Below are 14,112 nucleotides of genomic sequence, written 5' to 3' on the forward strand. Positions count from 1 at the left end.
CAATCGTCCGGCCGCCGACGGCGGCCTGCAATACCCCGGCGCAGCGAGGCATTGCCCAAAAACCTCAGGCCTCGTCCATATCGGCGGCCAAGGCGTTCACATCTCTGGTGATTCGCCGGGCCAGTTCGGCAACCGCCCCGCCCTGCGCCTCGAGAAGCTCGGGACGGTACAGGGCCATCGGCCGCACATTGCTGATGCTGCCGATGACCTTGCCCTCTACATTGAAAATGGGCGCGGCAATGCCGAATACATTCACCTCGGGATCGATTTCGGCAAAAGCGCTGGCAAACCCCTGCTTGCGGATGGCTGCCAGCTTCTTTTTATAGGCGGGCCAGCTTGCCGCAAAATTCTGCGGCTCGCCGTCCGGCTGGTTTTCCAGATAGAGCCGCATCAATTGACGCTCGGGCAGCCACGCCAGGATGGCCGTGGAGGTCGCCCCGCGAAACAAAGGCATGGGATTGCCGCGCTGATAGCTGAGCGGGGCATCCAGGTTTCCGTACTCGCCGATGGCAATGACGCGATCCCGGAACAGGCGGCACAAATGCCATTTCTGCGTTTCGCTCAGTTGCGGCAGCTCCGCCTCGATGGACTGCATGGCGACCAGCATGGGGTCGGACAGGGTCAGTTGCCGGTTCAGCTGGATGATGCGCGGGCCAAGGCTGTAGCGGCCCGTCTGCACCGGCGCGACAAGGCCCGAATCCGCCAGCTCGTTGATGTAGCGGTAAACCGCCGACTGGGTGAACCCCGAGGCTTTCACCAAGCCGCCCACCGACCAGACCGGTTTCCGGCAGGTAAAGAAATCCAGCAACGAAAGCATGCGCTCGAGGCTGGATGCCTTGGCCGGCCCGACATGCTCGGGGGGTTCCGTGTCTAGATTAAGCATACGAGTCCTTGAAAGACGCAGTATCCGAAGCGAAAACCTGCGCGCACGAGCCGGTACAAAGCGACGTGCTCTTCTTGCGCCCTGCCAGGCCCGAAACATCCCGACAAGGACGGAATCAGTTTCTTATTTTATAGATATAAATAGAAATTTGCATATTGCAGGAATTTATCGGGATTCCAGCACGAGGGATCGCGCAGCCGCCTCAATCGAGCCGAAGCTTTCCATGCATCGCGACGCCGAACACATGATGCCCCATCTCCCATCGTCCGGCCGAGGCACAAAGCACGGCAATGCTTGCGCATACACCTACTCGAAGCGGGGGATACTTTGCGCCGGTCGCCTTCCTGATGTAGTATCGAACGATGCTCCCGCACCGGGCCAAGCAACACCCATTTGCCGACTGATACATATGCCCTCTGGTTCCAGCCTGAAACTGCACACTATGGGTGCGACCCCTGCCAGCACAGATACCCTCGACCTTTTCGAAGCCTCCCCCACCTCGATGTGGCTGGAAGACTACAGTGACTTGCGCAAGCTGTTCGACACCTGGCGCCAGGCCGGCGTTACCGACCTGCGCGCCCACCTCGAAGCCGATCCCCGCCACATCGCCCAATGCTCTGAAAACATCCGCGTACTGCGGGTCAACCAGCGCACACTCGACCTGTACGGCGCCGCGTCGTTCGAAGAACTGTCGTCCCGTATGCAGGAAGTGCTGCGCGACGACACCTTCGAGGCACACGTCAGCGAAATGGTGCAGCTTTGGGAGGGCAGCACACAGTTCGAAAGCAAAAGCGTCAATTACGCCCTGAACGGCAAACGCCTGGACATCCTGCTCAAGGGCGTCATCCTGCCGGATCACCAAGCCAGCTGGGACCGCGTGCTGGTCGTCGTGGAAGACGTCACCGAGCTCGAAGACACCCGCCGGCGCGCCAACATCAGCGAACAATACGCCCACAGCCTGTTCGCCTATGCCCCGGTTTCGCTGTGGGTGGAAGACTTCAGCGCCATCAAGGCGCTGCTGGACGAATTGCGCGAGCAAGGCATCACCGATTTCCGCACCTTCACCGACGTCCACCCCGAATTCGTCGAACGCTGCATGGCGGAAATCCGGGTCCTGAACGTCAACCACTACACGCTGGGCATGTTCAAGGCCTCCAGCGAGGCCGAACTGCTTTCTCGCCTGCCGGAAGTCTTTCGCGACGAAATGTTCCCGCATTTCCGCGAGCAGCTCATCGACCTCTGGGACAACCGCCTGTTCCAGCAGCGCGAGGTCCTCAATTACGCGCTCGACGGCAATGTCGTCAACATCCATCTGCAGTTTTCCGTATTCACGGGGCACGAAGACAACTGGGACCTGGTGCTGCTTGCGCTTACCGACATCACCGCCCGCAAAAAGGCCGAGGCCTATCTCGAATACCTGGGCAAGCACGATGTATTGACCAAGCTCAAGAACCGGTCGTTCTATGTGGATGAGCTGAACCGCCTGGAGCGCAAGGCCAGGCTGCCCATATCGGCCGTCATCATCGACCTCAACAGGCTCAAGGAAATCAACGACAGCCTGGGACACGCCATTGGCGACAACATGCTTCAACGCACCGGCGAAATCCTGCTGCAGGCCGTGGACAAACCATTCCAGCCGGCGCGGATCGGCGGCGACGAATTCGCCATCCTGCTGCCGGGCGTGGACGAAACCGGCTGTGAAACGCTGGTCGAGAACATCCGCGAACTCATCGACCTGAATAACCAGTTCTACAACGGCCCTCCCCTGCATTTGTCCATAGGCAGCGCCACTTGCCATGCGGCGGGCCGGCTCGAGGAAACCCTGCGCGAAGCCGATTTACGCATGTACAAGGACAAGCGCAGGTACTACGAGCAATCCCCCGCCGACCGCCGCAAGTGGAACAACGAGGCTTCCGAATAGGCAAACGGGCGCACTACGCGCGGCGGGCGCGATGCGCGGCCACGCCGAATATCGCCACCCCGCCCAGGGCCAATGCCATGCCCACCCAGCCGGTGGACGTCCAGCCGTAGCCCCCGGCAATCGCCACCCCGCCCAGCCATGCCCCCAGGGCGTTGGCCATATTGAAGGCCGAGTGGTTCAGCGAGGCCGACAAGGTCTGCGCATTGGGCGCCACATCCATCAGGCGGATTTGCAAGGGCACGCCAATGGCCACCCCGGTTCCAATGAGGAACACGCTGATCATCGCTGTTACCGCATTGCCGGCCGCAAACGGGAAAAGCGCCAGCATGATCACGTTCCAGGCCAGCAGCATGCCGATGGCGCGCATGAGATGGCGATCGGTAAGCCGGCCGGCCACGATGTTGCCCACTATCATCCCCGCGCCGACGAACGACAGGGCGAAGGGAATGAGCCCGGGCGACACGCCCGAGACATTGATCAGGGTCGGGGCAATATAGCTGACCACGCTGAACAGGCCGCCAAAGCCGATGGCGCCTATGCCCAGCGTCAGCCATACCTGCTCGAGCTTCAGGGCTCCGAGCTCCTTCAAGGGGCTGTTGAGCCTGGAAGCGGGCACATGCGGCAGAATGAAACGCAGCAAGGCTATGGTAAGAATGCCGACCAGGCCCACGAACACGAAGGCGAAGCGCCAGCTCGTGGCCTGTCCGAGCCAGGTGGCCAGGGGATTGCCGATGAGCACGGCTACGTTCAGGCCCAGCATGACACGCCCCACGGCCTGGCCCCGCCCGGAAGGCTCGGCCATGGCGGCCGCCACCAAGGCGGCAACGCCGAAATAAGCCCCATGCGGCAGGCCGCTCAGGAAGCGGAACAGCATGACCGAACCATAGGTCGGCGCCAGCGCGCTGGCGAAATTGCCGGCCGCGAAGACCACCATCAGCACGATCAACAACAGGCGGCGCGGCAGACGCGCCGCCATGACGGCGATGAGCGGCGCGCCGATGACCACGCCCAGCGCATAGGCGCTGATCAAATGCCCGACCTGGGGCGCCGTGAGCCCGAGATCGGCCCCGACATTGGGCAAAAGCCCCATAATGGCGAATTCGCCCGTGCCTATCCCGAACCCGCCCATGGCGAGCGCGATTTCCGCCGCCGCGCGGCGGCGCCGGGAGATGGATTGCAAGGGGCTGTCGAGGTGCGTGGTAGTCATCGAGGCACAATATTCTGGCGGACAAGCTCGCCAGTATACTGGTACTTGCGCGGTTGCCGCGGGACGATCGCCTGAAATGACGGCAAGCCGCGCAGCCCTTCGTTTACTGTTTACTGATTGATACACCCGCCCCATGACCGACATCTCCATTCTGGATCTCGTACGAATCCGCGAAGGCGGCGACGCCCGCCGCGCTCTGGACTGCGCCCGCGACCTGGCCCGCCATGCCGAGGCCTGGGGCTATCGCCGTTTCTGGATGGCCGAACACCACAATATGTCCGGCATCGCCAGCGCGGCCACCTCGGTGGCCATCGGCCATGTCGCCGCCGGCACGTCGACCATACGGGTCGGCGCGGGCGGAGTCATGCTGCCCAATCATTCGCCCCTGGTCATCGCCGAGCAATTCGGCACCCTCGAGGCCTTGTTCCCGGGGCGCATCGACCTGGGCCTGGGCCGCGCACCCGGCACCGACCAGTTGACGCTGCGCGCCCTGCGGCGTAGCCCCTCCAGCGCCGACTCCTTTCCCCAGGACGTCCTGGAACTGCAAGCCTATCTCGGCCCCGTCATGGAAGGGCAGCGCATCCGGGCCGTGCCGGGCGCCAACAGCAACGTGCCGCTATGGATACTGGGCTCCAGCACCTTCGGCGCAACGCTGGCGGCGCAGCTTGGCCTGCCCTATGCCTTCGCCTCGCACTTCGCGCCCGACGCGCTCGACCTGGCGCTGGACGTCTACCGGGCGCACTTCCAGCCGTCCGGGCAGCAACAAGCCCCCCATGCCATGGCCGGGGTCAACATCATTGCCGCCGACACCGACGACGAAGCCCGGCGTCTGGCGACCACCCAGCAAATGTCGGTCACCGACATCTTTCGCGGCACGCGCGGCCTCAGCCATCCCCCCATCGACGACATCGACGACTACTGGACGCCGACCGAAAAAATCCAGGCCCAGCGCATGCTGGCCTGCTCCATCGTCGGTTCGCCTGCCACCGTGGCGCGCGGCATCGAGCAGTTCCTGCAGCGCACACGGGCCGACGAACTCATGATCGTCTCCGACGTCTTCGACCACCAGAAGCGCCTGCACTCCTACCGACTCATCGCCGAACTGTTCAAGGCCTGAGCCAAAACCCGGGCCGGCGTCCGCCGCCACGGGCCGGATGTCCTCCATCACCGGATGCCCTCTATCTATAGAGCCGGCATCCGGCGCCCGCCTTCGTTTTTCCCCGCCATACCTGCCCCGCCCACTTGTGCCCGCGCCAACCCAGCGCCATTGCCGCCAGCTTCCACTGATGCGCCCGGTTACAAGGCGGCAGGGTATATACCAATACATATGTATTGACATGAAAATGGCATGTTCCTATCATTTCCCCATGCGAGCCCAAGCGTCCTGGCGCCATCCTGCCGACGACGCTTCCGCGGCCTGCAGGGATACTCTTCCCGAAAGCCGCCTGGAACATCCCCAGGCCCGCCGGCGCCGCAAACCGCGCCGCCGGCAAAATCGTCCAAGCACAAAATTATTTCTATAAACAGAACCGGCGCAGCACACGAAAATCGCTGCCGCCGCAAGTCTGGCAATCCATGCGCTTTGCGCAAAACGGAGACAACATGTCAAGTTCCATCAAATTAGCCGCCGACGGCCCGGCGACTTCCCAGGTCGGGAAAAACCTGGCGATCGTGATGCTGTGCATGGCGGTCCTGGGCGAAATGTGCCTGGCCGCCGATTTCTACGGTTTCGCCTCGGTGCTGTCCCTGGTGTCGAGCAATCTGCATCTTACCGAGAGCGAAGCGGGCCTCGTCCAGGGGGCCTTCGGCGTTTCATACGCCCTGGGCATGCTGTTCTGGGCGCCCCAGGGCCGCAAGATGTCGTCGCGCACGCTGTACCTGATCGGCCTGGGCGGCAGCGGCGCCCTGATGATCGCGCAATCGTACGCCAACACCTTCGCCGAGCTGATCATATTGCGCTTGATCATCGGCTTCTTCGACTCGGCCGTCTGGGTCGGATCCATGAAAATCGTCATGCAATGGTTCTCACCCAAGCGGCAAGGCCTGGTCATGGGCATTATCCTGGGCGCCTACTCGCTGGCCATCACCCTGGACTTTGCCCTGGGCCTGCCCTATGCCATGACGCATAGCTGGCGCGCATTCTTCGTCGCGCTGGGCGTGCTGACCCTGGCGGTAACCATCATCGCGCAAATCGTCGTGCGCCCAGGCCCCTATGCCGATCCTCACGACAAAATCCCCGGCGCCGGCGTGTTCGCGGCCGTGTTCCGCTCCAAATGGGTCTGGGTCGCCATTCTGGGCATTTTCGGCGACCTGTTCTCGATCGCCGCCTGCGCCACCTGGGTCATTCCCGCCTACATCAAGACGCAAGGCATGAATCCCGCCATGGCACCGATGGTCGGCACGATAATGGGACTGTCGCAAATCGTCTTCCTGCTCATCGGCGGCTACCTCAGCGACAAGCTCACCCGCCCGGGCATGATCAAGGCCGGCGTCATCCTGACCCTGCTCTCGGCCCTGCTGTGCGTCGCTACCACCATCTGGCCCATGCACATGAACATGCTGTTGCTGGTCGCCACCCTTTGCGGCGTGGGTGTGTTCAGCGGCGGCGCCATCTTCAGCCTGATCGGCGAAAAATACGGCTCGGACCTGGGTCCATCGGCCGCCGGCTACGCGGAAATGGGCGGAGTGCTGGCGACCTTCGTCGCCCCGGCTCTGATGGGTGCGCTGCTGACGGCCACCCACTCTTTCGCAGTTGCGTTCTGGTCGTTCGTCGTCGTCCAGATCCTGGTCCTCATCGCCCTGTTCGTGCTGCTTCGGCCCGGCAGCGCGCAAACCGCGCACTGACCGGTTCATACACCATAAAAGTCAAAGAGAAAATCTATGGAAAAGAACACCTCCACCGCGACGCTGGCATCCCATGCCGGCGCCGGCACCTCGTACTTCAACCCGCGCCGCCTGGGTCACGTCAACCTCTGGGTCGAAGACATCCATGCCTCCGAACGCTTCTACAACGAAGTGTGCGGGCTTAACGTGGAATTCACCGAACCCGACCTGATCGCCACGTTCCTGGGCACCGGCCACACCCCCCACGACCTGGGCATGATGCAAACCACCAAGGGCGTGGACCGCTACGGGCGTAACGGCCTGCTGCAACTGCCCGGCACCATCGGGCTCAAGCCCGGCCTGAACCACCTGGCCTGGGAACTTGAAAACGAGGCGGACCTCGTCCGCGCCTGGCGCGCCATGAAACAGGACGGCGTGGAAATGGACATGACCGTCGACCACCAGGTGGCGCACAGTGTCTATATGTTCGACCCCGACGGCAACTACAACGAGTTCTACTGCGACACAGTCAAGGACTGGCGCAGCGTGCTCACCGGGCCGATGGAACTGCTGACCAGCCATTGGGATCCGGAGTCGGCCGAGCCCTTTACCGAAGGCCGCTACGATACCGACCCCACCATACGTTACGTGGAATCGGCCCCCATCCACCCCCAGCGCATCACGCATGCGGTGCTGGAAACCGGCAATCTGGAGGCCATGACGGATTTCTACACCCGCATCGCGGGCCTGACCATAGTGCGCCGGACCAACGATACCGTCTACCTGCGGCCCGCGCTGGAAAACTACGGCCATGCCTTGGTGCTCGTAAAGGCCGAGGCGCCCTCCTTCCATCACGCCTCGTTCGAGCTGGCCTCGCAGCAGGCGCTGGAAGCAGCCATGGCAAGCCTGCAGGAAAAAGGCCAGCGCATCGCCATGGATATCGACCTGCCGTGGAAACGCTCCTTCATGCTGGAGGATGTCGACGGCCTGCATACCGAATGGTATGTATCCCGCCCGGCCCCGATAGAGCTGGCCGATCGTGGCGCCGTGCCGTTGGCCGCCTCCGTCTGAACCAAGCCTGGACAACACTATGAGCAAGAAACTGACTGCAATCATCGCCGGCGGCGGGCTGGGCGGGCTGGCGACCGCCGCCGCGCTGGCCAGAACCGACTGGGACGTTACCGTGTACGAGCGGCAAAGCGAGCTGCGCGCCTCGGGATCGGGAATCTACATCTGGGAGAACGGGCTCAAGGTGCTCGAAGCGCTGGGCGCCCATGACCAGGCCGTCGAAGGGGCTTTCCGGGGCACGCATTTCGAACAGCGCGACAACCGCAACCAGATCATCGAATCGGCGGCCATCCCCGCCGACCGGCGGCTTATCACTACCGAACGCCGCCAGTTGCTGGCCGCCCTGCGCGATGCCGCATTGGGCGCCGGCGTCCGCATCCAGACCAATGCCGAGGTCATCGGCGCAACGCCCCGGGGCGAGCTGCAATTCGCTTCCGGCGAAACCGCCCGGGCCGACCTGGCCATCGGCGCCGATGGCATCTGGTCGAAAGTGCGGCAGGCGCTGGGGCTGGAGCAAGTGCACGAACAATCGCTGGAAGGCGCGCTGCGCACCATGATCCCGGCCCGGGAAGGCGATATTCCCGCCGCCGACTCCAGCAAGTACATCGAAAACTGGAACGGTACGCGCCGCCTGCTCATCACTCCGGTCAACAAGAACATCACCTACCTGGCCCTTACCTGCCCGCACACCGACGACAAGGCCAGGAACACCGTTGTCGACAAAAAGCTCTGGAGCGCGGACTTCCCGCAATGGGCGCACCTGATCGAGCGCATCGGGCCCGAGGTCTCCTGGGGGGTGTACAGCGTCATCAAGTGCCGCGCCTGGTCGTCGGGCCGGACCGTCATACTGGGCGATGCCGCTCATGCCCAGCCGCCCAACCTGGGGCAAGGCGGCGGCATGGCCATGCAAAACGGGCTGGCGCTGGCCACGGTGCTGCAGAACGTCTCGACGCAGCAGGCCATTCCCGACGCGCTCGAGCAATGGGAACACAATGAAAGGGATATCGTCGAGCATTGCCAGAAATGGTCGACGCTGTATGGCGAAGTCACTTTCCTGCCCGACGACGTCCGCAGCATGGTCATCCGAAACGCCATGGCCAACCCTTGGGTGGCCAGCCAGATCTTCCGCGCGGCCAACCACACGCCCACCGGCTCGGAGCGCGTGCCGGCCGCGGCCTGAACTGGTCTATACTTTCTGCGCGGCGCGGCACCTGCGGGGTGTTTCGCCGCGCCGGGCTGGGCGGCGCACCCGGCCGGCCTCGTTCAACCTTCATATAACAATGCATGCCCACTAAAACCCCCGCCATGCCCGATTCGAAACTGGAACACAATATTGCGTTCCAGATGGCATCGATCATCTATCGGCTCGATCAGGACCTGCGCGACACCATATTGCGCAAACTGGATCTGACATACGTGCATTTTCGGGTTTTGCAATACCTGTACGAAAAAGACGGGCAAAAAATCGGCGATATCGCCACCGCCATCGTCGTGCGCCAGCCGGTGCTGAGCCGGGTCATCGACCAAATGGAGGAGCGCGCGCTGGTCAAGCGCCGGGCCGACCCTTCCGACAACCGGCTGATGCGGGTCTATCTCAGCGCCAAGGGCAAGGCGCGCTACAAAGAGGCCTGGCCGCCCGCCCACGCCATGATCGACGATTCCCTGCGCAATTTCGATCAGCAGGAACAAGACACGCTCCTGCGCCTGTTGTCGAAAATGGCCGGCAACATCTTCAATTGAACCCATGAGCCCCGAAGACCTCGAACTGCTCGTCACCCGCAGCATGCCCTTCGGCAAGTACAAGGGACGGCTTATTGCCGACCTGCCCGGCCACTACCTGAACTGGTTTGCCCGCGAAGGATTTCCCAAGGGGGAAATCGGCCGCCTGCTGCAGCTCATGCAGGAGCTCGACCACAATGGCCTGAAGCCCTTGCTGGATCCGTTGCGCAAGCCGGCGAAGCCCCAAGGCCCGGAACAGGCCTCCGAATAAAAGAAGCGGCCGCTCCGCATTGCGCCGCCGGGACGCTCCCAAGGCCCGAACGATGCCTGGCCGGCGCAATTCTGTCAGGCAAGGGAAATCCCTAATCATCTTGGTATAAGATTCACATTTGTCTTTGCCTGAAACAAAAATCACACAATGCCAAGTACAGCATCTGCCGAAATATCGCCATCGTCACCCGGCAACACCGGCCTTTCTCCCAGCGAAGTCCGCTCCGTCGTCATCGGACTGATGCTGGCCATCTTGCTGGGGGCGCTGGATCAAACCATAGTCGCCGTGTCGCTGCCGATGATGGCCGCCGATCTACATGGCGTCGATCTCCTGGCCTGGGTCGTGTCCGGGTACCTGATCGCCGTTGCCGTGGCCACCCCCATCTACGGCAAGCTGGGCGACCTGTACGGACGGCGTGTGATGCTCTCGAGCGCCATCGGCATCTTCCTGGTTACATCGGTGCTTTGCGCAGTGTCGACCAGCATGCCCATGCTGGTCGGTTCGCGGATCCTGCAGGGCATCGGCGGCGGCGGGCTGATTTCCGTCGCTCAGGCCACGATTGCCGACGTCGTCTCGCCGCGCGAGCGCGGCCGCTACCAGGGCTACATCAGCACTTCGTTCGCCATCGCCAGCGTCGTCGGGCCGCTGGCCGGGGGCCTGCTGACCGAATTCGTGTCGTGGCGCTGGGTCTTCTGGATCAACCTGCCCCTGGGCCTGCTGGCGCTGGTCATCTCCTACAAGGCCCTGACGCGCCTCAGCGTGCCGCATATCAAGCGGCCCATCGACATCCTGGGCGCCCTCCTGCTCATCGTCGGCCTGACCGCCCTGCTGATCGCCGTCACATTCATCGGGCAAGGCGCCGGATGGCTGGAGCCGCGCAACGTCGCGCTGTTCGGCATCGCCATTTGCACCATGGCAGGCTTCGTCTGGCAGGAACGACGCGCGGCCGAACCCATCATTCCGCTGCAGCTATTGAGCAATCCCATCGTGTCGTGCTCCTGCACCATCCTGCTGATCGCCTTCGTTCAGGTCATCGCGCTTTCGGTGCTGATCCCCCTGCGCCTGCAAATGCTGACCGACAGCGGCGCGGACGGCGCGGCCTACCAACTGATGCCGCTGTCGCTGGCCATTCCCATCGGCGCGTACATAGGCGGCACCGTCATGACCCGCACCGGGCTCTACAAGCAGATCCAGCTCGTGGGCGCGATTCTCGTCCCCATAAGCGTGGCCCTGCTCGCCCTGCTCGATGCAAATGCCGTCGCCCTGAACATCGTGATCACCGTCGTGGCGGGCCTGAGCATAGGCCTGCAACTGCCCACGTCCACCGTGGCGGCCCAGAACGCCGTCCAGCACCGGCATCTTGGCATCGTCACGGCCATCAGCGCGTTCAGCCGCTCGCTGGGCGCGGCCATGGGCATCGCCGTCCTGATGGCCGTCCTGTTCGCGGCGCTGCATTCGCATGCTCCCGCCTCGTTCTCCGCGGTGCCCGGCGCGGATCTCATCCGCCAGATGGTGGGCGACGTCGGCGTCCCGCCCGACGCCGCAATCCGCCAGCAACTGGCCGAACCGGCGACCGATGCCTTCAAGATCGTCTTCCTGCTGTCCGCCCTGCTTGGGGTGGTCTCGATCGTGCTGGGGCTGCTGATCCCGGCCAAACCGCTCAGCGAGGAAGCACCCAAGCCCGTATACAGCGAGTAGGCGAAAAAAATGCCCCCACGCTGCGCCGCTACGCGGCTTGCTGCCCCCCGAGGGGGCGCTTTTTGCCTTGGGGCGGCCCGGCGGCAAAAAAGCCGCGGCAAATGCCGCGGCTTTTTATTGGGGATCGCACCCCCGGCCGTTTACTGGCCTTCCAGGAAGCTCTTGAGCTTGTCGGCGCGGCTGGGATGGCGCAGCTTGCGCAGAGCCTTGGCTTCGATCTGGCGGATGCGCTCTCGGGTGACGTCGAATTGCTTGCCGACCTCTTCGAGAGTCTGGTCAGTGCTCATTTCGATGCCGAAACGCATGCGCAGCACCTTGGCCTCGCGCGGGGTCAGGGAATCGAGAACCTCTTTGACGACGTCACGCATGGAACCATGCAAGGCCCATTCGGACGGCGACAAGGTGCCGGTGTCTTCGATGAAATCGCCCAGATGGGAGTCGTCATCGTCGCCGATGGGCGTTTCCATGGAGATGGGTTCCTTGGCGATCTTGAGGATCTTGCGAACCTTATCCTCGGGCATGTCCATTTTTTGCGCCAGCGTGGCCGGATCGGGCTCGGTGCCGGTTTCCTGCAAGATTTGGCGGTTGATACGATTCATCTTGTTGATGGTTTCGATCATGTGCACCGGAATGCGGATGGTGCGCGCCTGGTCGGCGATGGAGCGCGTAATGGCCTGGCGTATCCACCATGTGGCGTAGGTGGAGAACTTGTATCCCCGGCGATATTCGAACTTGTCCACCGCCTTCATCAGGCCGATATTGCCTTCCTGGATGAGATCCAGGAATTGCAGGCCGCGATTGGTGTACTTTTTGGCAATGGAAATGACCAGGCGCAGGTTGGCCTCGGTCATTTCGCGCTTGGCCTTGCGGGCCTTGGCTTCGCCAGTGGCCATGCGCTTGTTGACGTCCTTGAGGTCCTTGAGCGGCAGCACGACACTGGTTTGCAGGTCGATGAGCTTTTGCTGCAGTTCCTGGACGGCCGGCACGTGGCGCTCGAGGGTTTCGGAGTACGCATGTCCCCCCGCCACTTCCTGCAGCACCCAGTCGAGGTTGATTTCGTTGCCCGGGAAGGCCTTGATGAAATAGGCGCGCGACATACCGGCGCGATCCACGCAGATATGCAGGATTTCACGCTCGATCTTGCGCACCTCGCCAACCTGGTTGCGCAAGGTATCGGCCAGCTTCTCGACCATCTTGGCCGTGAAGCGGATGCCCATCAACTCGTCCAGGATGGCGGCCTGGGCCTCGGCGTACTCGTGGGCCTCGTAGCCCTGGGACTCGAACGCCTTGCGCATCTTGTCGAACCAATGCGCCACAACCTCGAACTTCTTGAGCGATTTCGTGCGCAGGTGCTCGAGCTGCTTGCTGCTCATGCCGCCCGCGGGGCCGTCTTCGTTTTCATCGCTGTCGACCGAGACGCCGGCGCCGGCGTATTCTTCGCCCTCTTCGTCGATGAGGCCGTCGACGACCTCGTCGATCTGCATGTTGCCTTCGCGCACTTGCCGGATGTGGGTAAGGATTTCGTTGACGGTGGTGGGGCAGGCGGCAATGGCCATGACCATGTGCTTGAGGCCGTCTTCGATGCGCTTGGCGATTTCGATTTCACCCTCGCGGGTAAGCAGCTCGACCGTGCCCATTTCGCGCATGTACATGCGCACGGGGTCGGTGGTGCGGCCGAAATCGGAGTCCACGGTGGTAAGCGCCGCCTCGGCCTCGTCCTCGACGTCGTCGTCGTTGGAGGCCACGGGAGCGTTGTCGTTGAGCAGCAGGGACTCGGCGTCGGGCGCCTGGTCGTAGACCGAAATGCCCATGTCGCTGAACGTGCTGATGATGCCGTCGATGGCTTCGGCATCGACCAGGTCGTCGGGCAGGTGGTCGTTGATTTCACCATAGGTGAGGTAGCCGCGCTCTTTGCCCAGCTTGATGAGCACCTTGAGGCGATTGCGGCGCGCCTCTTGCTCTTCGGCGGTCATTTGGCTGCGCGCGGGCACGTCTTTGTCGCCCTTGCCGCGTTTGCCGCCCCGCTTCGGAAGCGGCTTGAGGTCGGGAATGACTTCGGCTTCGATGTCGCTGTCGTCGTCGCTGAAATTGGGGGCGTCGTTGTTGGCCGACTTGGCGGGACGGCCCGGGCGACGCCCGGTGGGCGCAGCGCGGCCGGCCTTGCCCTTTTTGGGAGCCTCGGCTTCCGGAGCGGCCGCCTGGGCGGCAACGGGCTTGGCGGCGGCCTTGGCAGGCGCCTTTTTGGCTGCCGCCTTCTTTACTGCAGGCTTGGCGGCTTCGGCCTTATCGGCCTTGACCGCGGTTTTCGCGGCGGTCTTGCCCGCCGCAGCGCTGGTCTTGCTTGCAATTTTTTTCACAGCTTCGTTTTCAGCTGCTAAGGTGGTTTTACCAATAGCTTTGGTCATAGTCGCTTCCGTAGGCGCAAAAGCACTTGATTGGTTATAACGCCATCAAGTGTTGCAGGGCAAAACTAACTTGTCACAAAAAGCCATATATGCAGCGCAAAAACGCTGACGTGCGAC

At 62.9% G+C, this 14,112-nt stretch carries 11 protein-coding genes; 8 read left to right on the forward strand and 3 right to left on the reverse strand.

What is annotated here, in order from left to right; genetic code table 11:
* Positions 1 to 64: 64 nt before the first annotated feature.
* The gene (locus tag VNT00_RS10160) at positions 65 to 883 is read right to left on the reverse strand and encodes an IclR family transcriptional regulator (RefSeq protein ID WP_325587066.1); all 819 of its coding nucleotides are present in this window, start codon (positions 881 to 883) and stop codon (positions 65 to 67) included.
* A gap of 442 nt (positions 884 to 1,325) precedes the next feature.
* Between VNT00_RS10160 and VNT00_RS10165 the strand changes: the two genes are divergently transcribed.
* Positions 1,326 to 2,804, forward strand: coding sequence for a sensor domain-containing diguanylate cyclase (locus tag VNT00_RS10165; protein ID WP_325587068.1), 1,479 nt, complete (start codon positions 1,326 to 1,328; stop codon positions 2,802 to 2,804).
* A 13-nt stretch (positions 2,805 to 2,817) separates the two neighbouring features.
* Here the strand turns inward: VNT00_RS10165 and VNT00_RS10170 are convergent, their stop codons facing one another.
* Positions 2,818 to 4,011: an MFS transporter gene (locus tag VNT00_RS10170; RefSeq protein WP_325587070.1), complete on the reverse strand. Its 1,194-nt coding sequence runs from the start codon at positions 4,009 to 4,011 to the stop codon at positions 2,818 to 2,820.
* 133 nt (positions 4,012 to 4,144) lie between these two features.
* On the opposite strand from VNT00_RS10170, the gene VNT00_RS10175 reads away from it, so the two are divergent.
* From VNT00_RS10175 to VNT00_RS10205, 7 genes are all read left to right on the forward strand, one after another.
* Positions 4,145 to 5,128 carry an LLM class flavin-dependent oxidoreductase gene (locus VNT00_RS10175; protein WP_325587072.1) on the forward strand — a complete coding sequence of 328 codons (984 nt, stop codon included), beginning with the start codon at positions 4,145 to 4,147 and terminating at the stop codon, positions 5,126 to 5,128.
* Positions 5,129 to 5,613: 485 nt separating this feature from the next.
* The gene (locus VNT00_RS10180) at positions 5,614 to 6,855 is read left to right on the forward strand and encodes an MFS transporter (RefSeq protein WP_325587074.1); all 1,242 of its coding nucleotides are present in this window, start codon (positions 5,614 to 5,616) and stop codon (positions 6,853 to 6,855) included.
* Positions 6,856 to 6,891: 36 nt separating this feature from the next.
* A complete protein-coding gene (locus VNT00_RS10185; RefSeq protein ID WP_325587076.1) occupies positions 6,892 to 7,905 on the forward strand; it encodes a VOC family protein in 1,014 nt (337 codons plus the stop codon).
* A 19-nt stretch (positions 7,906 to 7,924) separates the two neighbouring features.
* On the forward strand, positions 7,925 to 9,082 hold the full coding sequence (locus tag VNT00_RS10190; RefSeq protein WP_325587077.1) for an FAD-dependent oxidoreductase: 1,158 nt from the start codon (positions 7,925 to 7,927) through the stop codon (positions 9,080 to 9,082).
* Positions 9,083 to 9,186: 104 nt separating this feature from the next.
* Positions 9,187 to 9,642, forward strand: a complete 456-nt coding sequence (locus VNT00_RS10195) for a MarR family winged helix-turn-helix transcriptional regulator (RefSeq protein WP_325587079.1) — start codon at positions 9,187 to 9,189, stop codon at positions 9,640 to 9,642.
* A gap of 4 nt (positions 9,643 to 9,646) precedes the next feature.
* Entirely contained in the window at positions 9,647 to 9,892 is a 246-nt protein-coding gene (locus VNT00_RS10200; protein ID WP_325587081.1) for a DUF3820 family protein, read from the forward strand.
* A 147-nt stretch (positions 9,893 to 10,039) separates the two neighbouring features.
* Entirely contained in the window at positions 10,040 to 11,590 is a 1,551-nt protein-coding gene (locus tag VNT00_RS10205) for an MFS transporter (protein ID WP_325587083.1), read from the forward strand.
* 140 nt (positions 11,591 to 11,730) lie between these two features.
* Here the strand turns inward: VNT00_RS10205 and rpoD are convergent, their stop codons facing one another.
* A complete protein-coding gene (gene rpoD / locus VNT00_RS10210; RefSeq protein WP_325587085.1) occupies positions 11,731 to 13,995 on the reverse strand; it encodes an RNA polymerase sigma factor RpoD in 2,265 nt (754 codons plus the stop codon).
* Between the last annotated feature and the right edge of the window lie 117 nt (positions 13,996 to 14,112).

Source organism: Eoetvoesiella sp., from assembly GCF_035555955.1.
GTDB lineage: Bacteria > Pseudomonadota > Gammaproteobacteria > Burkholderiales > Burkholderiaceae_B > Eoetvoesia.